Genomic DNA, 19,591 nt, shown 5'->3' with positions numbered 1-19,591 from the left:
TCCGCGGCTGCAGGTTCACCGGGCCGAACCCATCCACACGCGGAGTCGTCCATCGGGTGGCGGCCGATCGTATAACTCGAGGATCCTGTCCTTCTTCGTGAACTCCGGATCCATCGAGCGCTCCCACATCTTCGTGGACTGCCAGGAGATGCCTGCGTACTTGAGCACCTGCCGAATCTTCTCCCGACTGAGACGAATACCCTTCAGCCAGGTAGTCCCGCAACTTGGTCAGACCCCAGCACGTGAACGGCAGCCCAGTCGGGCTGGGTCGGATTTCGCGGTGCGGCAGATCACCTCACGCACCACCAGGCCGATCCTCGGCATCGATCCACGGTGTCCTTTGGTTCTAACGCTGAAAAACCTCGATCATTGAATTCGAGATCACCTCCCGCACCGTCTGCTCCTTCGCCGCGAACATCACCGCAATCTCCGGCGCAGACCGCCCCTGCAACGAGGCCAACACCATCCCCGTCCGACCCAACCGCACCCGTCCCTCGGCATCCGCGACACCTTGACCAGACGCTGGCACTCCTAAGCAAAGTCACGCTTCAGGACATACTCGAATCGATTTTCCTTGTGGAAGGCTGCGACGACCTCCCAACCTTCCGCGCCGAGGCCGTTCAGGATCTGCATCGGCGATCCAGCATGCCCACTGTGGGTATCCTCGCTCTCGCCGTCCGGCCCAGCCCAATAGACGGTCCAGTCCTGAACTTGAAACTGCTTCTTGAAGATGAAGCCGGTCTCCTCCGTGTGCTCACCTTCGAAGGTCACAACGAGATGCGCATGTTGCCAGTAGGTCATCTCCTAATAGTGCACATTCGCTTCAGTCGTGCGCTATGTCAAATCCGACAGCCTTTGCGGGTTCGGGCGATACCGCTGGTCATCGCCGTGATGCTGCATTGGCCTGCCGATCCCGTCCAGCGAACTCGCCTCGAACATCCTCTTCTGCCGCAGTGCGGGCCGCGGCCTACGCGCTCAACGATCCGCGAGCCCTGACTCGGGAGGCGCGGGATCCAGCTCTGTCTCGGGCCATGACTGTGGTGCGGGACCGAACGCGCGTCGGGCGGCTCGGACCGCCAGGGCGGCGACGGTGGCGTTGGCGCCACCGCCGATCACCGCGCCGATGCCGAACGGTGCCACCCGGCCGAGCACGATGATGCCCTGCTTGGTGCCGTACTTGGTGATGAAGTTCTTGCCCAGGACGCTGTTGATCTGGCGTAGCGTCGCCGTGGGCACCTTGCTGACGAGCTGACGTGCCCAGTGCTGACCGGTGCGCTCGGCGACCTTACCGACAATGGTCGTGGAACCTGACTGGCCGAGCAGGATCCCCATGACCAGCGTCCGGCGGCGTTCGATCTCGTCCAGCGGAACGCCATGGACCTCGGCGACCGAAAGTACGAACAGGGTGCTCAGTTCGAGCGAGGAGAATGCCTCGCCCGCCGACAGCGCCAGTGCGACCCCGGTGCCGACGGCGGGCGCGGCCGCGGTGGCCCCGACCGCGGCCCCTGTGCCCGCCAGGGCGCTGACGTACATCCGCTCCAGGGTGCGCACGACCTCCGCCGGTGTCGCTTCCGGGTTGCGCTGACGGGCCCGGGCGATGTTCTTGCGCACCAGTGGTGTCTGCAAGCCGATGGCCTTGTCCAGCAGCTCAGGGACGAGTTGCCCCGGCCCGCTCGACGCCGGGACCGGTCCTTCAAGGGCGTCAGAGGCCACAGGGAGCTCCTTTACTTCGTCGAGTTGTCCGTCAGTCTCGCATCCGCGCGGCCAGGACAGCTTGCGATGGGGCATATAGGGCTCGCTGGTGGTGGCAGTCAATGACAATTCCCGGCGCGGGCACCCGGAAGACTTTCAACTGCTTCACTACGGACATCTCCATCTGTTCCGGCACGCATGGGCGTTGTCTCGTCTCGTGGCTGATCTCTCCGGGCTGGGATATGTGGTCGCCGAGGTGGATGTGACGTCATGCGACGGTACGGACAGCCTGCGCGACGCGGTGATCGGTGCGGTCGATGAGTGGCCCGGCGACTACGGACGCGGCAGCTGGCCGGGTTTCAACGACGGCCCGATGGACTATCTGCTCGACGCGGAGCGTCCGCTCGTTGTCCTGGTTCAGAACGGTCTCGACCACGTTCGCGGCAAGCACGAGGTTTCCGTGCTGACTCTGCTGGATCTTCTGGCGTCGATCGCCCGATGGCATCTCCTGTTCGGCCGGCGGCTCATCTGTCTCATCGAAACCGATGACATCGAGTTCGACATCGGTGTGCTGGGTGGTGAACGACCCGGCTGGAGCCGGCACGAGTTTCGTCTCGTGCACCGTGCGGGCGAACGCCTACCGCCCTGGATCACACCCTGATGTCGCGACCGACGACGACTACCCGCCGGGGTATTCCGCGTGGATGTCGCCGTCGAACAGCTTCCAGTAGAAGGCGTTCATCTTCGCGGCGGCCGGTGCGTGTCGGGTGAGGATTTCGGCCACGCCTGGCGGTACGTCATCCGGGATGTGGCCGGCGGCGCACCGGGCCACGTACTCGTTGCGGGCGACCGGGCCGCCCGTGTTCGGCACCGGTACCCCGCACACGTCGGTCACCAGCCAGTTGACCAGTCGCATCGCGGCATATCCGGCGTCGTGACCGGCGTGGCGGTGCGCGAAGTCGCGTTCCGCGGCCGACAGTTCGAAATGCGGCGATGTCGCCAGGCCGAAGTCGCTCAGACAGATCCTGTTGCCGTCGGTGCGCATGTTGCCGAGGTGGGCGTCCATGTGCAGTAGCTGCCGATCGCGCAGGAACGTCACGATGTGTGCGAACTGCCGCTCGACCGTGGCGGCCTTGTCCGCCGGGTTCTCGTGCAGCCACTCCACGATCGGGCGCGGGATGTACTCGCAGAGCAGCACCAGGCTCCACGACGCGGCGGCCAGCGCTTCGAGACGGGCCCCGCACCGCCGGGCTGCCACCAAGGGCCGCGACCACCTTCTCGATGTCGGCGTGCTCGGCCGCGACCGGCGGACGGCCGGGCAGGACCCGCCAGTGGTAGAGCAGCGGGAACGACCGTGTCTCGCCGGCCAGGACGGCCTCGGTGACCATGATGTTCGCGGACAGCTCGCGCCACGCGTTGAACCCCGGGCTGACGACGCCGTACTGGCAGTACACCGGCAGGTCGAACAGGTTCCCCGTGGCGCGCGGGTTGGCGAGCTCGCGGTCGGTCAACGGGATCCGCTTGGCGAACACCGGCACACCCTCGACGTCGAGGACCGCGGTGCCGCCACCCACGCCCACGCCGCCGGACCGCCCGGACTCGACGAGCGCGGCAAGCTCGACGTCGCTGCGGGAAGCCAGGGAAGCCGCGAGGTCGCCTGCGGTTGGCATCGCACGAACTGTGCCACAGGACGCGCCGCCGAGCGTCCCTCGCCCGCCTCACGCTCCTCACACCCGCCCTGACCTGCGGTGATCAGGATTGTCGGTGGCCGCCGATATGTTCTCCCCGGGCTTCGTCGAGGAGCCCTCACACGAGGGAGATGGTGCGTTGTCGGATTGGGAGAAGGCCAGCACGGCGCGGGTGTTACCGCCCGCCCGGCCGCGCAAGCTCGCCAAGGTTCCGTTCGTCGAGCTGGCGGACGGACGCCTGCAGGGCGTGGTGTCCAGCGGCTCGGACATCGGGCGGGTCTACGTGTCGTCGGTCGAGGTGGGCGGTTACGCGTTCGCCTGCAGTACCAACAACAACCGGCCCTGCGGTGGTGCGCGCGGCTCCTTCTGCAACCACATCCTCGCGATGGTCGGGGAGGCGGTGCTGCAGTACGGCCCCGAGCGCGTCGCCCGCTACCTGCGGGTCGAGGCCGAGCCGACCGGGCACGCCATCGCCGCGGAGATGATGCGCACCGGCCCCGCGCAGGCGGGCACCAACGCCGCGGCGACCGTGTTCAGCCAGTTCCTGCGCCACCTCGCCTACCTGGAGCTCGCGCCGACGACCGTGCCGCTGCCGGAGATGCAGTGGTTCCCGCCGACCAGGGCGGTGCTGTGATGCGGGCCGACCTTCTCGTCGAGCCCGTCGACGGGCTCGACGAGGCCATGGCCGCGGTCGACGGCGGCGACCAGGCGCTCGTCGCCGGCCTGCGCCGGCCGCAACCCGCGCAGGTCGCCGGGCTGCGGGAGCTCGCCGACGCCGTCGCCGGCACGCCGCTCGCCGAGCGGGTCGCGGAGGCGGCCGAGAAAACCGCGATCGGCGCTGCGGGCGAGGACCACTTCCTCGCGCTCGCCGCCGCCCGCACCGCACTCCTCGGCTCGGTGCACGACGCGCTCATGACCCGTGTCCACGAGGCCACCGGCCAGCCCGCCGCCGAGCCGGCCGAGGTCACCCCGGACGGACCGCACTCCCCGAACCTCCTCGCCGCGGCTCGTTCCTGGCTGTCCGACCTCGCCCGCACCGGGTGGCAGGGCATCGACCACGACCTCGTGTCCGGCGCCGCGCAGGTCGTCTCCGCGATGCTGCCCGACCCCGCGCTGCGCCGCCTCGCCACGCTCCTCGACGGCTTCGCCGCCGAGCTCGCCGCGTCCTGTCCCGGCGCCGCACTCGACCGGATTCCCGTGCGCCGCTGGGGTGACCTGTGGTCGCGCGCGATGCTGCTGACCGTGCCCGGCGCGGCCGGCGTGCCCGCGACCGGGACGGTCACCGGCCGGCTCCTGCCGCTGGGTGTCGACCTCCACGAGCACGCGACCGCCGCGCAGGCCCAGGTCCACGCGGTGTTCGAGCCCGAGGACGGCGCTCCGCCCCGGCTCGTGCGGGCCAGCGTCTCGGCGCCCAAGCCGGACACCGTCGTGGGGGCGGGGATCTGGCAGCTGCTCCGGCCGCACCTGTCCCTTCTGGAAGCCGTCGGCGCGGGTCGCGCCATGGACCTCACGGACATGCCGGTCACCGCCGAGGGCGACCTGGTCTGGCACGACGACAACGCGCGCCTGGGTGAGCCCGCCGACGCGTTCGTCACCGCGCGCGTGGCCCTGCCCACCGCGACCGCGTCGCCGACCGCGCCGCTGGACCGGCATCCGGCCCGCATCGCGGTGCCCGTCTTCCTGGCGGGGCACACCGTGGACGGGCCGGTCTTCACCGTCGCCGGGCACCCGCTGCCCGTCGACACCGACCGCATCCCGGCCGCCGGTCCACTCACCCCGGAGGCCGTCGCCGCGTCGGGCGCGTGCCTCGGCCTGCTCCGCTGGGACGCCGGGACGTTCACCATCCAGCCGCTCGCCGTCGAGACCACCGTGAAGAAGAAGGCGGTGACCGTCCACGCGGGAGCGTGGGCCGGCGGCACGACCGACAAGGTGGGCGTCAGGGCGGAGAAGGCCGCGACCGACGCCGTGACGGTGCTGCGTGAGCGGGCGGGGAGGTTGCTGCGCGGATGAGCACCCACGACAACCGCCGCCAGGTCCTGTACTGGCGGCTCCTCGCCCGGCTCTTCGACGACGAGGAGCAACCGAGCCTGGAGTCGGCGAGCGTCGCCGTCGTCGAGGACCTCGGCCTGCCCACCGCGTTGCTGGACCCGCACGCGTCCGTCGACGCGATCGTCCAACGCCACCCCGAGCTGGCCGCCGAGTTCGACGGCCTCATGGTGCCCGAGGCGGACGCGGACGACGAGGTGCGGCGCGCGGCCCTGGTGTCGAAGGTCCTGCTCAACGTCTTCGCCACCGGGCACGGCAACGTCACCACGGGCCAGCTGTCCCGGTGGCAGGCCGACGCGGGCTGGCTGGAACGCGCGCTCGGCTGCCGGCCGGGCGAGCTGCGCGGCCGCTCCGGCCGGGGCACCAGCGGCAACGCGCCGGCACCCGACCTCGGCACCCTCGTGCCGGGCATCGGGCCGGAGCTGGCCGATCTCGAGGCCGACCTCGTGCACCGCATGCAACTGCGTGAGGTGCTCGCCGACCCGACGCTGGCCGCGCAGCTGACCCCGAGCATGTCGCTGATCGAACAACTGTTGCGGGACAAGAAGAACCTCTCCGGCGTCGCGCTGGCCAACGCGAAGTCGCTGATTCGCCGGTACGTCGACGAGGTCACCGAGGTGCTGCGGACCCAGGTGGAGAAGGCGACGGTCGGCCCGGTGGACCGGTCCGTGCCACCCAAGCGGGTGTTCCGCAACCTCGACCTCGACCGCACCATCTGGAAGAACCTCGTCAACTACAGCCCCGACGAGGAGCGCCTCTACGTCGACCGCCTCTACTACCGGCAGACCGCACGCAAGACGACGCCGCAGCGGCTGATCGCGGTCGTCGACCAGTCCGGGTCGATGGTCGACTCGATGGTCAACTGCGCCATCCTCGCCTCGATCTTCGCCGGACTGCCCAAAGTGGACGTCCACCTGATCGCCTACGACACCCAGGCGCTCGACCTCACGCCGTGGGTACACGACCCGTTCGAGACGTTGCTGCGCACCAACCTCGGCGGCGGCAACGACGGCATGGTCGCCATGGGCCTGACCCAGCCGAAGATCGCCGAACCGCGCAACACGGTCGTGGTGTGGATCTCGGACTTCTACGAGACGCGGGTCGAGCAGCTTTTCGAGGCCATGGCGGCGATCCACCGCTCCGGCGCGAAGTTCATCCCCGTCGGCTCGGTCACCAGCGGCGGTCGCGGCGCGGTCAACCCGTGGTTCCGCGAACGCTTCAAGGACCTGGGCACGCCGGTGATCTCCGGCCACATCAGCAAGCTCGTCCACGAACTCAAGAACTTCCTGACCTAGAGAGGCCCTCACAGCATGTCCGACCTGTTGCGCGCCCCCGCCGAGCTCAAGTACGCGGAGGAGCTGGACTGGCTCGAGTCGGTCGACGACAACCCCAAACCGTTCGCCTGGCGACTGTCGCCGAAGATGGTCCGCCTGTTCGTCCTGGGCGCCGAACGCGCCGACGGCCTCGACCGGGAGATCGCGCAGAAGTGGTTCGGCGACCGGAGTTTCGTCGAGCGGGCCATCGTCACGCTGGCCTCCGACCGCGGCCTGCTGCTGATCGGCGACCCCGGCACCGGCAAGAGCTGGCTGGCCGAGCTGCTGTCCGCCGCGATCAGCCGCAACTCCACGCTGGTCGTCCAAGGCACGGCCGGGACCACCGAGGACCACATCAAGTACTCGTGGAACGTGTCGATGGTCATCGCCAAGGGGCAGTCGCGGGAGTCGATGATCCCGTCGCCGATCATGACCGCGATGGAGCAGGGCTCGATCGGCCGGTTCGAGGAGCTGACCCGCTCCACCAGCGACGTGCAGGACGCGCTGATCTCGATCCTGTCCGAGAAGTACATCTCGGTGCCCGAGCTGGACAGCGACAACATCGTGTTCGCCAAGCCCGGGTTCTCGGTCATCGCCACCGCGAACAGCCGCGACCGTGGCGTCAACGACCTGTCCTCCGCGCTGAAGCGCCGCTTCAACTTCGTCCGGATTCCCGTGGTGACGAACAAGAAGAGCGAGGCGGAGATCGTCCGCTTCCGCACCGAGGAACTGTTGCGCCGCCACCAGATCGAGCTGGACGTGCCGCCGACGCTGCTGGACGTGCTGCTACGCAGCTTCGCCGACCTGCGTGCCTCCGCGGCCGCCGCGGGCAGCGACGACGAGAAGCTCGAGTCCGCACTGTCCACGGCGGAGCAGATCGGCGTGCTCGAGGACGCGGTCCTGCACAGCAACTTCTTCGGCCAGCGCGCGCTGACCGCCAGGGCGCTCGCGTCCTCGCTCGTCGGCTCGCTCGCCCGGCGCGAGCCGGAGGACCTCGCGATCCTCAACAAGTACCTGCACGGCGTCGTCGAACCACGCAGCAAGGACGAGGGCGGGGACTGGCCGGACTTCCTCGCCGGCGGCCGCGACGCGATCGCGACATTGTCGTGAGTGGAACATATCGCGGCGGCTGTCCGCACGAATGGGACTTTCGTGCGGCTCCCGGGAGCAAAGTGGACGGTGCGCTCGTTGCCATGGAAAGAGCGTCGGGCAGGCAGGGCGAGGAGGTCACGTGAGCACGTTCGAGGCGCTGCGCACGCAGCTACGGGACGCCGCCGCCACGTTCGCCGACGGACCGGACGCACTGGAGGGCATCCTGCTCGGCATCGTCGACGACGTCGACCGCGCCCTGCGGGAGCCCCTCGAGATCTTCCCGGTCTGCCACCACTCACCGGCCTCGGCCCTCGCGATGGCCCGGCGGCTGCGGGAGAAACAGCCAAAGGTGGTCTACCTGGAGCTGTGCGAGGACATGGCGCCCCTGCTGCCCGAGCTGCGCAACTGCCGCCTGCCGGTGGCGGTGCAGGCCTTCGCGACGGAGGTCGACGGCTTCCCCGCCGAGTGGGCGCCGCTGTCGGTGGTCGCGCCGATCACCGAGGCGTCCGCCGAGTACCAGGCGATCGCCTACGCACACGACACACCCGGCGCCGAGATCGTCCTGGTCGACCGGTCCTCCGACCACGTCTTCCAGTGGGACCACCGCGACACCCCGTCCGCCGAGCCCGGCACACCCTCCGCCGAGTCCGACGCGCCGCCGCCCGAGGACGAGGCCGCGTTGCACGGTGACGCGATCGGCGTGGAGATCGGCGACCTGCGCCCTCGGTTCGCCGAGCTGGAGGAGCACCTGCTGCGCCACGGCAAGGTGCGGCACTGGTCGGAGTGGTGGCACCAGTACGTCGAGGTGTCGCTGAACGACGGCGACCATGACACCTACCGGCAGGTCATGTTCCTCATCGGCAGTCTCTTCCGGCGCTTGGCGCCCGGAGACGCCCGGCGCGTGCGGGTGGACGAGGACCGCGAACGCTACATGTGGACGCGGATGCGTGCGCACCTCGCCGCGACCGGCACCGATCCCGCGGACTGCCTGTACGTCTGCGGCGCGTTCCACGCCGCCAGCCGGGTCGCGGAGTTCGGTGCCGCCGGCGCGGACACGTTCGAGATCAGTCCGCGTAGCGCGAGCACCTGGCAGCACGGGCTGATCCCGTCCAGCCACGCGGCGATCGAGGCGCAGTTCGGCCTCGCGGCCGGCTCGGTGTCGATCGCGGCGGCGGAGTGGGCGAAGAACGTCAGACGCACCCGTGTGCAACCGTTCCGGCTCGCCGGTCAGGCTGGTGCGAAACAGAAGAAGATGCCGGATCCCGCGCCGGCCGGCACGCCGTCGGACCAGCTCACCGGCTTCCTGCGGCGACCGCCCACGCTCGACCGCCTGGACGAGGCGGAGTTGCTCGGCTGGTCGGTGGAGGTCGTGCGTGCCGCGCGCCGCAACGGTTACCTCGCGTCCACGGCCGACGCCATCGCGGTGTTCGAGACGTCGATCCTCCTGGCGGGCATGCGCGACCGGGCCAAGCCCACGCCGTACGATTTCCAGGACGCGGCCGTCACGTGCATCGAGAAGGACACCGTGCCGGGACGTCGCGACGTGCGGCGCATCGTCGAGATCATGATGGGTGGCGACCGTGTCGGGCAGGTCGGCTACGACGCGCTGCCGCCACTGGCACGGGACGTGCACGACCGGCTCGGGCCGCTGAACCTCAAGCTGCAGCAGCGTGGTGTGCAACGGGCACTGCTGGACATCGCGTCCCGGCCGGAGCTGGAGCGCTGCTCCGACCTGCTGTGGATGCTGCGCTACCTGATGCCCCACGGCGCCGCGCGTCCGATCATGGGTGAGCGGCGGCTGGGCGAGCGGCCCATCCAGGAGTCGTGGGACCTGGCGCTGGGCACCCACCAGCGGGCCCTGATCGAGCTGGGGTACGAAGGCGTCAGCATCGAGCAGGTCCTGGAGCAGCGTCTTCGCCGCGTGGCCAACGGTCCACAGGCGACCGCGGCGACCGTACTGGCGTCGGTCGAGGACGCGACGCTGTACCTACGCAGCCACCGGCTGGCGGGCGAGCTGGGCACACGCGCACTGGAGGTGCTCGAGACCGAACGCGGCATCGACGGTGCCCCGGAGGTCCTGCGCCGGGTGCGGCGGCTGTTGACGTTCTACCGGACGAGCGAACCCGTGCTGCCGGCCTGGATCGAGTCGTTCGTGAAGACCGGCTACGCGCACTACTGCACCCTGCTGCCCATGGCGTTCACCGACGAGGACGCACGCGTGGACCAGGTGGCCGCGATGCTGGGCTTCCTGTTCAGCATGGAGGGCCTGGCGTTGTCGCTCGGCTGCGACCGAACGCAGCTGGAGCTGGCGCTGGCACAATCCCACCCGAAGGAACCCGCGAAGGTGGCGCTGATGTGGGCGGCGCAGGTGCAGCTGGGCAACCTCACCCGCGCCGACCTCCGCGCGCGCTGTGACGAACTGCTGGCCAACCCCCTGGTGCTGCCCGCGTACCCGCGCTACCTGAGCGGTCTGGTGCACGCACTGGAACCCGCCCCCGGCCTGGCCGACTTCGTGGTCGAGGCGGTGTCGAACGCGTTCGCGAGGCTGCCGGACCCCGTTCTACTACCGTGGCTGCCGACCCTGATCAGCACGTTGCGAGCCGGTGGCGCCGAACTCGCTCCGCTTCTCATCCGCGAGGCGGGCCGGATCTTCCCGGGCAGGCTGGCGGCACTCGACGAGTGGGTGCCGCCGTGGCACACCGAAGAACCGGCACCCGCCGGGCCACGAACGTCCGGCGGTCGCGGCCTGCCGCTGCTGGCGGCCCACCCGGCCACCTGCGACGCCGTGGCACGGCTGCTGGGCTACGACGGAACCTGGGCGACGGCCGGCTCGGCTCCGCGAGGTGCCGCGCTGGTGGGGCGGTTCCCCGGCACGGCTCTCGCCCTGGCCGACCTGTTGGCGGACCAGGAGCCGGCCGGGTGAGGCACTGGCTCACAGTTGCAGAGCGCCGGACTCCTGGGCCAGCCATGACGCGTGGGCCACGCGGAGGGTGCGGAGCGACTGCCAGATGATCAGCAGCATCACCACGGCGCTGCCGACGTAGGCGCCGATGGCGGCCGGGTTCGTGACCACGAAACCGCCCGCCTGGTCGGTGCTCGTCAGGTTCATGGCCAACGCCAGGCCGCCGCACAGCAGCGCGCCCGTCACCCCCGTCACGCCGATCGCGCGGGTGAGGCGGTGGGGCGGCACGCTCCGGCGGAAGGTGACGGCCAGCAGCAGCACCGCGACCGACGCGACCACCAGGGTCGCGGTGTCCTCGACCGACGACAGCACGCCGACCGTCGGCGCCGCGGGACCGGCCGCCCTGCTGGTCCAACCCAACGCCCAGAACAGGTCCCACGCGAGCATCATCCCGGGGAACGCGAGCGCGAACAGCAACGCCGACCAGCGGCCCTGCCGGGCGGTCAGCTCGTCCTGGAAGTCCGGCGCCACCTCGTCGACCGTGCCGAAGTCCCGGACCGCCCGCACCGCCGCCTGGTCGGCCGGCAGGCCGCCCTCGCGGTAGGCCGTCGCGGCGTCGCGCAGGCCGGCGCGGGCCTCGGAGATCATGTCGCGGCGGGTTCGGCGCGGACCGCGCAGCGCGATCTCCAGTGCCGAGATGTGCAGGGCGATCGGGTCCGTGCTCATGCCGTGCCGCCCGCCGGCCGCAGTACCGAGTCGACCACCGTCGTGAACTCCGTCCACTCGGCGCGCTGCCTGGCCAGCGCGTGCTTGCCGGCGCGGGTGAGCGTGTAGGTGCGGCGGTCGCGGCCGCCGACGCTGCTCCACGTGCCCGACAGCAACGCGGCCCGCTCCAGCCGCCGCAGGGCCGGGTAGACCGTGCCGGTCGGCAGGTCGAGCGCGCCGCCGCTGCGTGCCTGCAGGGCCTCGATGACGGCATAGCCGTGCCGTGGACCGTCCTCGAGCACGGCGAGGATCAGGGCGTCGAGATGGCCGCGAACGGCAGCGGGTCGCACGAGTAGCAAGTCTACGCATCGACGCCGGGCCGTCATCAGGGAACGCATCAGGGACATCCCTGATGAACATGTAGGAACCCTACGTATAGCGTGCCAACCTGTGAACACTCTCGCCCAACCTGCCGGGACCGCGAGACGCCCCCGGCTCACGCTGTGGTTGCTGCGGATCACGGCCACCATCCAGCTGGTACTCGTGCTGGTGCAGCCCGTGCTGGCCGGCCTCTTCCTGACCGGGGACGTCGACGCCATCGAGGTGCACGCCGCCGTCGCGACCGCGCTGGCGTTCGTCGAGCTGGCGCTGATCGGCGTCGCGGTCGCCTACACCGTCGTTCGTGGCCGCCTGTGGGTCCTCCCCGCGTCGGTGGCGCTGCTCGTGGCCGTCGGACTACAGATGGCGGTCGGCTACAACCGCGCCCTGCAGTTCCACATCCCGCTCGGCGTCGTGATCGTGGCGATGTCGGTCCTGCTGGCCGTATGGGCATGGACGCCGGCCGCCGCCCGCCCACGCGGACGTGCGCGGTGAACCGCCGCGGTTTCCTCGGGCTGCTGGGCGGAGCCGCCGTGCTGGCCGGGTGCGGGGTGGACCAGACCGGCGAACAGCTGTCGAGCACGTCGCGGCTGCCCGCCCGGTTCCGGGTGCCGCTGCCGATCCCGCCGGTCAAGCGCCCGGACGGTGACGTGTACGAGCTGACCCAGCGCGAGGCCGCCGTGGAGATCCTGCCCGGCCTGCGCACGCCGATCCTCGGCTACGACGGGATCTTCCCCGGCCCGACGATCGAGAGCCGCCGGGGCCGGCCGATCGTGGTCCGGCACCGCAACGAGCTGTCCGTGCCGACGGCGACCCACCTGCACGGCGGCCACACACCGCACGAGCACGACGGCTGGCCACTGGACCTGGTGCTGCCCACCGGCGGCTGGCACGCGTTCCCGCACGGCATGACCGGTGACACGACGACCGGCGCGCGTGACTACCACTATCCGATGGCACAGCGCGCGGCGACGCTCTGGTACCACGACCACCGCATGGACTTCACCGGCCCAGCCGTCTACAGAGGACTGGCCGGCTTCCACATCGTGCGTGACGACGTCGAGGACGCGCTCCCGCTGCCGCGCGGTGACCGTGAGCTGCCGCTGATGATCTGCGACCGCTCGTTCGAGGAGGACGGCTCCTTCGCCTATCCCGGCCTCGACCAGGCGATGCGGTCGGTGCCGGGGGTGCGCGAAGAGTGGATGGAGGGCGTGCTCGGCGACGTGGTGCTGGTCAACGGCGCACCGTGGCCGGTACACGAGGTGGACGCGGCCCGCTATCGCCTGCGGTTGCTGAACGCCTCGAACGCACGGCGGTACCGGGTGGCCATGAGCCCCGCCCTGCCGCTGGTGCAGATTGGCTCGGACGGCGGTCTGCTGGCCGCGCCCGTGACGCACGGTTCGATCGACATGGCGCCGGGGGAACGGTTCGACGTGGTGGTGGACTTCTCGGCGGTCCCGGTGGGCACCGAGGTGACGATGACGAACGGGCTCGGCACCGGCGGCACCGCCGGCATCATGCGCTTCCGCGTGGTCCGGAAGGCGGCCGACGACAGCCGGGTCCCGGCCAGGCTGGCGGCCGTCGAGCCGCTGCCCGAACCGGTGCGGACACGCGTGTTCCAGTTCAACCGCGGCGCCGTGGGCGACCACAAGGGCTGGACGATCAACGGCCGGACGTTCGCGCCGGGCTCCGCGCAGGCCGACAGCCCGCTGGGCGAGGTGGAGCGGTGGCGCCTGGTCACCGACGTCCACCATCCCGTGCACGTCCACCTGGACCACTTCCAGGTGCTGAGCAGGGGGGACCGCAAGCCCAGGCCCACCGACCGGGGTTGGAAGGACACGGTGGACCTCCGCCCGGCGGAGGTGGTCGACATCGCGGTCCGCTTCACCGACTACCGCGGCCGCTTCGTCATGCACTGCCACAACCTGGAACACGAGGACATGGCGATGATGGCCACGGTGCGGACGGTCTGACCCGTCCTGACCCTTTGACCGGACCGGTGTGTCCGGGTAGGACCGGCGCGGCCCTACCCGGACACACCGGGTCAGGCCTGGAGCTCCCGGCGGTCGGACCGACCGCCGGCGATCTCGATGCGCCGGGGCTTGGCCCGCTCGGCGATCGGGATGCGCAGCGTCAGCACACCCGCCTCGTAGTCCGCGGCGATGCGGTCGGTGTCGAGGGTGTCGCCAAGGAACAGCTGGCGGGAGAAGACGCCGAGGGGGCGTTCGGAGACCTGCATCTGGATGTCGTCCCCGCCGGGCAGGGGGCGGCGTTCGGCCTTGACGGTCAGGACGTTGCGTTCGATGTCCAGCTCGATGGCGTCGGGGTCGACGCCGGGGAGATCGAAGCTGACGACGAACTCGTCGCCGGCGCGGTAGGCGTCCATCGGCATCGTGGCCGGCTTCGACCAGGTTCCGGGGGTCGCGGTGCCGAGCATCTGCTGGGCGAGCCGGTCCAGCTCACGGAACGGGTCGGTGCGCATCAACATCGGTTCCACCTCCTGAGTTCGACGTTCTGGTGTCAACACGCACCACTGTTCTAACATGTCATCGAAAGGATGACAAGTACTGAGTCGTCGAAAGGATGACGGATGATGGACGTCGACCCGGCGCGCGTCGTCGAGCGGGTGCACGAGGTGGTGGTGGCCACCCGTGGGGGCGAGGTGCCGGCCGAGCGGGTGGTGGCCGCGCTGGCCGCGTTGCGGTCGGTGCGGGAGGAGCTGGGCGTCTGGGAGCCGGAGCTGATCGCGGCGGCCAGGGCCGGTGGCGCCAGTTGGGCGTCACTCGCGCCGGCGTTGGGGGTGGCGAGCCGGCAGGCCGCCGAGCGGCGGTTCCTGCGGCTGCGACCATCGGCGACGGGGGAGACGACCGGAGAGGGGCGCGTCGACGCCGAACGCGACCGGCGCGCGGGTGACCGCGCGGTCGCGGACTGGGCGCGGAGCAACGCCGCGGTCCTACGGCAGCTCGCCGGTCAGGTCAGCGCGCTGGACGGTCTCGACGCGGCGGGCCGCGAGGGCGCCGACCGGCTCGGCGCGGCACTCGGCGAGGACGATGTCACGACCCTGCTGCCGCCGCTGGCCGCGGTCCGTGCGCACCTGCCGCGCGACCATGCGGGACTGGCCGACCGGTTGGGCGCAATCAGTGAGCACACCGACCAGCTGCGCCGCGACGCGGCCGGGCACCGTCGCGGCGCAGCCGGGAGTTGACCCGGCGAACGCGGATCGGACCGAAGTCGTTACCGGCCGCGGGTGTTCGGGCGAACCAGGCCGACCAGCGCCACGACCACGAGTGCGGCGGCGGCAACGGCGGCGATCATGGGAAAGACGGCCACCTCGCCGGCGTCGGCCATCTGCCAGATCACACTGCCGAGCAGGACGACCCCGGCGAAGAGCGCTATCGCGCAGGCGCCGACGGTCCTCGGCACCACGGTCCATCGGGTCTCACCAGACATGTGCGCCTCCCAGTCATAACAGCGGTCGGTGATCCATTACCCACCCCGCGACCCGGGCAAACGCGTCCGCTCCGATCACGGTTCCCGATCGATGGTCATCAGGATTTCGGTGCGGTGCCGAGTGCCGTCCGTGCACAGCATTCTGCTGGCGACCAGGACCCAGGACGCCGACGCGGCGCTGGCGGCGTGGGCGTGGCGGCCGGTCGCGCCGGCGTGGCGGCCACCGAGCTGCCGGTCCTGACCCTCCAGAACGGGCTCGACAGCGAGCGAAGCGCGTTGCGCCGCTTCGCCACCGTGTTCGGGGCGGTGTCGTGGTCACCGGCGAGCCACCTCCGGCCCGGCGAGGTCGTCTCGCCCGCGGCGTCGGTCGTGGAGGTGTTCTGGGCCGGCCACTACCCGTCCCGCACGGACCGCCGCCTCGACGAGGTCGCGGCCGACTTCGCCGCCGCCCACCTGTCGCTGGAGGTCGTGCCGGACATCGGGCCACGGCGGAGAACACCCCGGCCCGCTCCCTCTCCGACGAGGACCTCTCGGCCCTGATCCTCCGGTGAGGATCAGGCGACCGTGATCGGATGGCCGACCACGGCCCCGAACAGGTAGCCCTGGGTGTTGTAGGGCGCGACCGCGGGCTGGCCGGCCCCGGTGCGGTCGGTGGCCCGGGCGCGCAGCGTGTAGGAGCCGGGACCCGTTGGGCGCCAGGGCAACGACCAGCGCAGCCAGGCGCCGTCGTGACCCCGCGGCGCCGCGTGCCGCCAGGTACGCCCGTCCGTGCTGACCTCGACCCCGCGGACGCCACCGGTGCCGGACCACGACCGGCCCGTCAGGTGGTGGGTGCGGCCGGCGGCGAGCGTGCCGCCCCACGGCAGCTCGAAGGCGCTCTTGATGTTCTGCCTGCCGATCAGCTCGCCCTCGGGCGGGTAGTCCGGTCCGACGAGCCGGTAGAACTGGGTGTTCCACGGCGACACCAGCGGGGTGTCGGAGACCTCGATCCCGCCGAGCCACTTGATCGACGCGATCCCGATCCAGTCCGGCACCACCAGCCGGACCGGGAAGCCGTGGTCGGGTGGGAGCGGCTCGCCGTTCATCTCGTAGGCGACCAGGACGTCCTTGAGCGCCTTGCGGATCGGGAGCGGGCGCCGGACCGGACCGAGGTTCACGCCGCCGGTCACGTAGTCGGGATCGAGCCCGGCGGGCAGCACGTCGACGGCGGAACGGCGCAGCCCGGCCCGTTCGAGCACAGTGGACAGCGGCACACCGCGCCAGCGCGCGACACCGACCGCGCCGAGCTGCCACGCCGTACCGGTCACGCTCTGGTTCTGCTGTGTGGTGTAGAAACTCCGGCCGTTGCCGGCACACTCGATGCGTGCCGTCACCGTCCGCGCGGGCAGGTCCAGCAGGTCCTGGTAGCCCAGCTCGACCGGGTTGCCGGCCGTGGGCGCGCCCCGCAGGCCGGTGCCGAACAGCCGCAGCCGCCACGTCTGCGCCGAGAGCAGCGGTGTCAACGTGTGGTTGCGTACGAAGAAGCGGTCTATCGGCACCAGGTTTCCCGTGCCCGCCAGCGCTTCCCAGCGGGTCTCGGCGTTCGTGCCGCGCACGATGAACCTGTCGGCGGGCAGCGGTTTCACGATCGGGCCCGGCTCCGCGACCGCCGGCGACGTCCACAGTGGAAAGAACGCGGCCGTCAGCGCGGTCGCGCGCAGGAACGTCCGCCGGCCCAGCCTCACCCGGTCGTAGTCGGCTTCGTCGGTGAGATCCATTCCCCGTGCCCTCTCGTGGAGTTCCTCATCCTGGTTGGTGCGAGGCCGAACCCGCTGCGGTGGAACACGAGTGGGAGCGAGCGGTCGGCGTGGGCCACCGCGTGCAGCCGGAGCAGGACGATGGTGTGGTCGCCGGCTGCCACGTGCCGGTCGATCGTCGTGTCGAACCAGGCGATGCCGTCCGTGAGGGTCACCGCGCCGCCGTCGTGCTGGGCCATGTCCAGACCGTCGAAGCGGGTCTCGACCGGACCGGCCAGCTGCCGGGCCACGTCGTCGTGGTGGTCGGCGAGGACGGTGACGCCGACGTGGGCGGCACGGCGCAGCAGCGGCCACGTCCTGGACGTGTTGCCGATGGAGAAGGACACCAGCGGCGGGTCCAGCGACACCGAGGTGAACGAGCTCGCCGCCAGGCCGACGATCCGGTCGTCGACCCATGCGGCGACGGCGACGACACCGCTCGGGAAGGCGCCGAAGGCGGCGCGTAACCGAACGGGGTCAAGAGCACACGGTTCCGTGGTCACCACACCACCTTCACCCGCGACAAGAACTCGCGTCCAAACGCATTTCCCGATCGCTTCCCATGAGGGAGTGTGATCGATGGCGGGTGCTCCTGTCGACGCGTCCCACATGCCGGTCACGCATCCCGGAAACCATGCCGCATCAGCTCTGATGATCGGCCGGTCCCCGGCTCGCCGAGGCCGTCGGCAGGGGGCACGGTCGACTTCGCGTTCGTCGTCCTCTTCCTCCCGCCGGCCTTCGGGCTCGCGGAGAACGTCCGGCTGCTCACCGACCGCGCCAGGACGGTGGCCCCCGCCCTCGGCTGGACCCGGCTCGGGGGTCCCGCGGGCAGGCGTTTGCGTAGCGGCTCGTCCACTTCGGACTCAACTGTCCCGGTGCGCGGTGTGTTCGGGTGGTGATCGCGTCCCCTGCCCTATGCGCCTGCCTCCGCGCAAGGGGCAGCTGCTCGCGATCCACGATACGGAACGATCCGGACCGCCGGTGTGTACGTCTGTACGTTGGCCGTCGTGTCAGAAAGACAGGTCGTCCGCCGGCGGTCTCGGTCGTTGTTGGTGCGGGTGATCGCGGTCCTCGTCCTGTTCGCGATCTGGTGGTTGGCCGCGTCGGCGAGGATCTGGCCGCCGGCGATCCTGCCCGGGCCCGGCCAGGTGTGGCACCAGCTTCTGTCCACATCGGACTCCGCGAACGGGCAGGGCGGGTACGCCGGGTCGACGCTGGTCGAGCGGTTGGGGGTGAGCCTGCGGCGCGTCGGCTACGGCTGTGTGTACGGGATCGTGATCGGTGTCGTGCTCGGTCTGGCGATGGGCCTGATCCCGGTCGTCAGGGCGGTCACCGAGCCGGCCGTCACCTTCCTGCGCGCGCTGCCTCCGTTGGCATACCTGAGCCTGCTGGTGATCTGGTTCGGCATCGACGAGGAGCCGAAGGTCTACCTGCTGATGGTCGCCGCCTTCCCGCCGGTCGCCGTGGCCGCGGCGGCGGCGGTCAGCGGGGTCAACCGGCAGTACGTCGAGGCCGCGCAGGCGTTGGGCGCCAGCCGGTTCGAGGTGATCCGCGGGGTGATCCTGCCGGCGTCGGCACCCGAGATCATCACGGGCGTGCGGCTCGCCGTCGGCATCGCCTACAGCTCGGTGGTGGCCGCCGAGACCGTCAACGGCGCGGACGGCATCGGCGGGATGGTGCTCAACGCCCAGCGCTACAACCAGACCGCGGTGGTGATCCTCGGTCTGTTCGTCATCGGCGTCACCGGGCTCGTCATCGACTCGCTGATCGTGGCCGCGCAACGTGCCCTGTCGCCGTGGCGTGGCCTGGTATGACCTTCCGAGGAGAAAACTGATGTCCCTCTCGCGCAGGAACGTCCTGTCACTGCTGGCGGCGGCGCCGGTGCTCGCCGCGTGCGGCGTCGGCGGCTCGTCGTCCGGCGTCGGCGGCAAGACCGTGCGGATCGCCTACCAGAACTTCGCGGACAGCACGTTGCTCGTGAAGGACCGCAAGACGCTGGAGAAGGCGTTGCCGGACCACACGATCAAGTGGACCGCGTTCGACTCCGGCGCGAGCATCAACACCGCCTTCCTCGGCCGGTCCATCGACCTCGCGGTGATCGGCAGCAGTCCCGCCGCCGCCGGCCTCTGCCCGCCGCTTTCCATTCCGTACCAGGTCATCGAGCTGCTGAACGTCATCGGCGACAGCGAGGCGCTCGTCGTGCGCAAGGCAAGCGGGATCACGCGGATCGCCGACCTCGTCGGCCGCAAGGTCGCCGCGCCGTTCAGCTCCACCTCCCACTACAGCCTGCTGGCCGCGCTCGAACTGTCCGGAGTGGACGCGAGCAAGGTCACGATCGTCGACCTCGAACCGCAGAACATCCAGGCCGCGTGGCAGCGCGGCGACATCGACGGCGCCTACGTCTGGACCCCGGTGCTGAGCGTGCTGCAGCAGGACGGCGTGACGCTCACCGACAGCGCGAAGCTGGCGGGACAGGGCCGGCCGACCCTCACGTTCACCGTGGCGAGCAAGGACTTCACCGACACCGAGGTGCTGGACGAATGGCTCGCC

General features: G+C 70.6%; 23 protein-coding genes. 13 read left to right on the top strand and 10 right to left on the bottom strand.

Annotated elements, in window-relative coordinates:
* Positions 1-531: 531 nt before the first annotated feature.
* Complete coding sequence (locus VET29_RS39635) at positions 532-801, bottom strand: hypothetical protein (protein WP_324931089.1); 270 nt, start codon at positions 799-801, stop codon at positions 532-534.
* Positions 802-975: 174 nt separating this feature from the next.
* Positions 976-1,713, bottom strand: coding sequence for a hypothetical protein (locus VET29_RS39630; protein WP_324931086.1), 738 nt, complete (start codon positions 1,711-1,713; stop codon positions 976-978).
* 88 nt (positions 1,714-1,801) lie between these two features.
* Here VET29_RS39630 and VET29_RS39625 point away from each other — a divergent pair, with 88 nt between their 5' ends.
* Positions 1,802-2,353, top strand: coding sequence for a hypothetical protein (locus tag VET29_RS39625; protein ID WP_324931084.1), 552 nt, complete (start codon positions 1,802-1,804; stop codon positions 2,351-2,353).
* Between the two features lie 18 nt (positions 2,354-2,371).
* Here the strand turns inward: VET29_RS39625 and VET29_RS39620 are convergent, their stop codons facing one another.
* Positions 2,372-2,950 carry a hypothetical protein gene (locus tag VET29_RS39620; protein WP_324931081.1) on the bottom strand — a complete coding sequence of 193 codons (579 nt, stop codon included), beginning with the start codon at positions 2,948-2,950 and terminating at the stop codon, positions 2,372-2,374.
* A gap of 569 nt (positions 2,951-3,519) precedes the next feature.
* Here VET29_RS39620 and VET29_RS39615 point away from each other — a divergent pair.
* The 5 genes from VET29_RS39615 (at position 3,520) to VET29_RS39595 (ending at position 10,754) form a co-directional block, all read left to right on the top strand.
* Entirely contained in the window at positions 3,520-4,014 is a 495-nt protein-coding gene (locus VET29_RS39615) for a hypothetical protein (protein WP_324931078.1), read from the top strand.
* Complete coding sequence (locus VET29_RS39610; RefSeq protein ID WP_324931075.1) at positions 4,014-5,390, top strand: hypothetical protein; 1,377 nt, start codon at positions 4,014-4,016, stop codon at positions 5,388-5,390. Before VET29_RS39615 ends, VET29_RS39610 begins: the two co-directional genes overlap by 1 nt.
* Positions 5,387-6,721 carry a VWA domain-containing protein gene (locus tag VET29_RS39605; RefSeq protein WP_324931072.1) on the top strand — a complete coding sequence of 445 codons (1,335 nt, stop codon included), beginning with the start codon at positions 5,387-5,389 and terminating at the stop codon, positions 6,719-6,721. Before VET29_RS39610 ends, VET29_RS39605 begins: the two co-directional genes overlap by 4 nt.
* Positions 6,722-6,736: 15 nt before the next feature.
* Positions 6,737-7,849 (top strand): AAA family ATPase, encoded by a 1,113-nt coding sequence (locus VET29_RS39600; RefSeq protein WP_324931069.1) that lies wholly within the window; start codon positions 6,737-6,739, stop codon positions 7,847-7,849.
* Between the two features lie 121 nt (positions 7,850-7,970).
* Positions 7,971-10,754 (top strand): hypothetical protein, encoded by a 2,784-nt coding sequence (locus tag VET29_RS39595; protein WP_324931066.1) that lies wholly within the window; start codon positions 7,971-7,973, stop codon positions 10,752-10,754.
* A 9-nt stretch (positions 10,755-10,763) separates the two neighbouring features.
* Here VET29_RS39595 and VET29_RS39590 read toward each other — a convergent pair whose 3' ends face one another.
* On the bottom strand, positions 10,764-11,459 hold the full coding sequence (locus VET29_RS39590; RefSeq protein WP_324931064.1) for a permease prefix domain 1-containing protein: 696 nt from the start codon (positions 11,457-11,459) through the stop codon (positions 10,764-10,766).
* Entirely contained in the window at positions 11,456-11,788 is a 333-nt protein-coding gene (locus tag VET29_RS39585) for a PadR family transcriptional regulator (RefSeq protein WP_324931061.1), read from the bottom strand. The genes VET29_RS39590 and VET29_RS39585 overlap by 4 nt, the downstream gene beginning before the upstream one ends.
* Before the next feature lie 100 nt (positions 11,789-11,888).
* On the opposite strand from VET29_RS39585, the gene VET29_RS39580 reads away from it, so the two are divergent.
* Positions 11,889-12,311 carry a hypothetical protein gene (locus tag VET29_RS39580; RefSeq protein ID WP_324931058.1) on the top strand — a complete coding sequence of 141 codons (423 nt, stop codon included), beginning with the start codon at positions 11,889-11,891 and terminating at the stop codon, positions 12,309-12,311.
* Positions 12,269-13,789 (top strand): multicopper oxidase family protein, encoded by a 1,521-nt coding sequence (locus VET29_RS39575; RefSeq protein ID WP_324931055.1) that lies wholly within the window; start codon positions 12,269-12,271, stop codon positions 13,787-13,789. The genes VET29_RS39580 and VET29_RS39575 overlap by 43 nt, the downstream gene beginning before the upstream one ends.
* Before the next feature lie 71 nt (positions 13,790-13,860).
* On the opposite strand, the gene VET29_RS39570 is transcribed toward VET29_RS39575, so the two are convergent.
* Complete coding sequence (locus tag VET29_RS39570; RefSeq protein WP_324931052.1) at positions 13,861-14,304, bottom strand: Hsp20/alpha crystallin family protein; 444 nt, start codon at positions 14,302-14,304, stop codon at positions 13,861-13,863.
* 102 nt (positions 14,305-14,406) lie between these two features.
* On the opposite strand from VET29_RS39570, the gene VET29_RS39565 reads away from it, so the two are divergent.
* Complete coding sequence (locus VET29_RS39565; RefSeq protein ID WP_324931049.1) at positions 14,407-15,021, top strand: HSP18 transcriptional regulator; 615 nt, start codon at positions 14,407-14,409, stop codon at positions 15,019-15,021.
* A 29-nt stretch (positions 15,022-15,050) separates the two neighbouring features.
* Here the strand turns inward: VET29_RS39565 and VET29_RS39560 are convergent, their stop codons facing one another.
* Entirely contained in the window at positions 15,051-15,266 is a 216-nt protein-coding gene (locus tag VET29_RS39560; protein WP_324931046.1) for a hypothetical protein, read from the bottom strand.
* A gap of 91 nt (positions 15,267-15,357) precedes the next feature.
* Between VET29_RS39560 and VET29_RS39555 the strand changes: the two genes are divergently transcribed.
* The gene (locus VET29_RS39555; RefSeq protein WP_324931043.1) at positions 15,358-15,507 is read left to right on the top strand and encodes a hypothetical protein; all 150 of its coding nucleotides are present in this window, start codon (positions 15,358-15,360) and stop codon (positions 15,505-15,507) included.
* Positions 15,459-15,806, top strand: a complete 348-nt coding sequence (locus VET29_RS39550) for a hypothetical protein (RefSeq protein WP_324931040.1) — start codon at positions 15,459-15,461, stop codon at positions 15,804-15,806. The genes VET29_RS39555 and VET29_RS39550 overlap by 49 nt, the downstream gene beginning before the upstream one ends.
* Positions 15,807-15,820: 14 nt before the next feature.
* On the opposite strand, the gene VET29_RS39545 is transcribed toward VET29_RS39550, so the two are convergent.
* The 3 genes from VET29_RS39545 to VET29_RS39535 form a co-directional block, all read right to left on the bottom strand.
* Positions 15,821-17,023 carry a sulfite oxidase gene (locus VET29_RS39545; RefSeq protein ID WP_324931037.1) on the bottom strand — a complete coding sequence of 401 codons (1,203 nt, stop codon included), beginning with the start codon at positions 17,021-17,023 and terminating at the stop codon, positions 15,821-15,823.
* Complete coding sequence (locus VET29_RS39540) at positions 16,987-17,544, bottom strand: flavin reductase family protein (protein WP_324931034.1); 558 nt, start codon at positions 17,542-17,544, stop codon at positions 16,987-16,989. Before VET29_RS39540 ends, VET29_RS39545 begins: the two co-directional genes overlap by 37 nt.
* A 113-nt stretch (positions 17,545-17,657) precedes the next feature.
* Positions 17,658-17,897: a hypothetical protein gene (locus VET29_RS39535; RefSeq protein WP_324931031.1), complete on the bottom strand. Its 240-nt coding sequence runs from the start codon at positions 17,895-17,897 to the stop codon at positions 17,658-17,660.
* A 151-nt stretch (positions 17,898-18,048) separates the two neighbouring features.
* Between VET29_RS39535 and VET29_RS39530 the strand changes: the two genes are divergently transcribed.
* Positions 18,049-18,855, top strand: a complete 807-nt coding sequence (locus tag VET29_RS39530) for an ABC transporter permease (protein ID WP_324931028.1) — start codon at positions 18,049-18,051, stop codon at positions 18,853-18,855.
* Between the two features lie 19 nt (positions 18,856-18,874).
* Positions 18,875-19,591: glycine betaine ABC transporter substrate-binding protein (locus VET29_RS39525; protein ID WP_324931024.1), on the top strand; the 717-nt coding region annotated here is incomplete at its 3' end.

The sequence above is a fragment of the Actinophytocola sp. genome, from assembly GCF_035634895.1.
Classification (GTDB): domain Bacteria; phylum Actinomycetota; class Actinomycetes; order Mycobacteriales; family Pseudonocardiaceae; genus Actinophytocola.
This window is presented reverse-complemented; position numbering and strand designations above follow the sequence as displayed.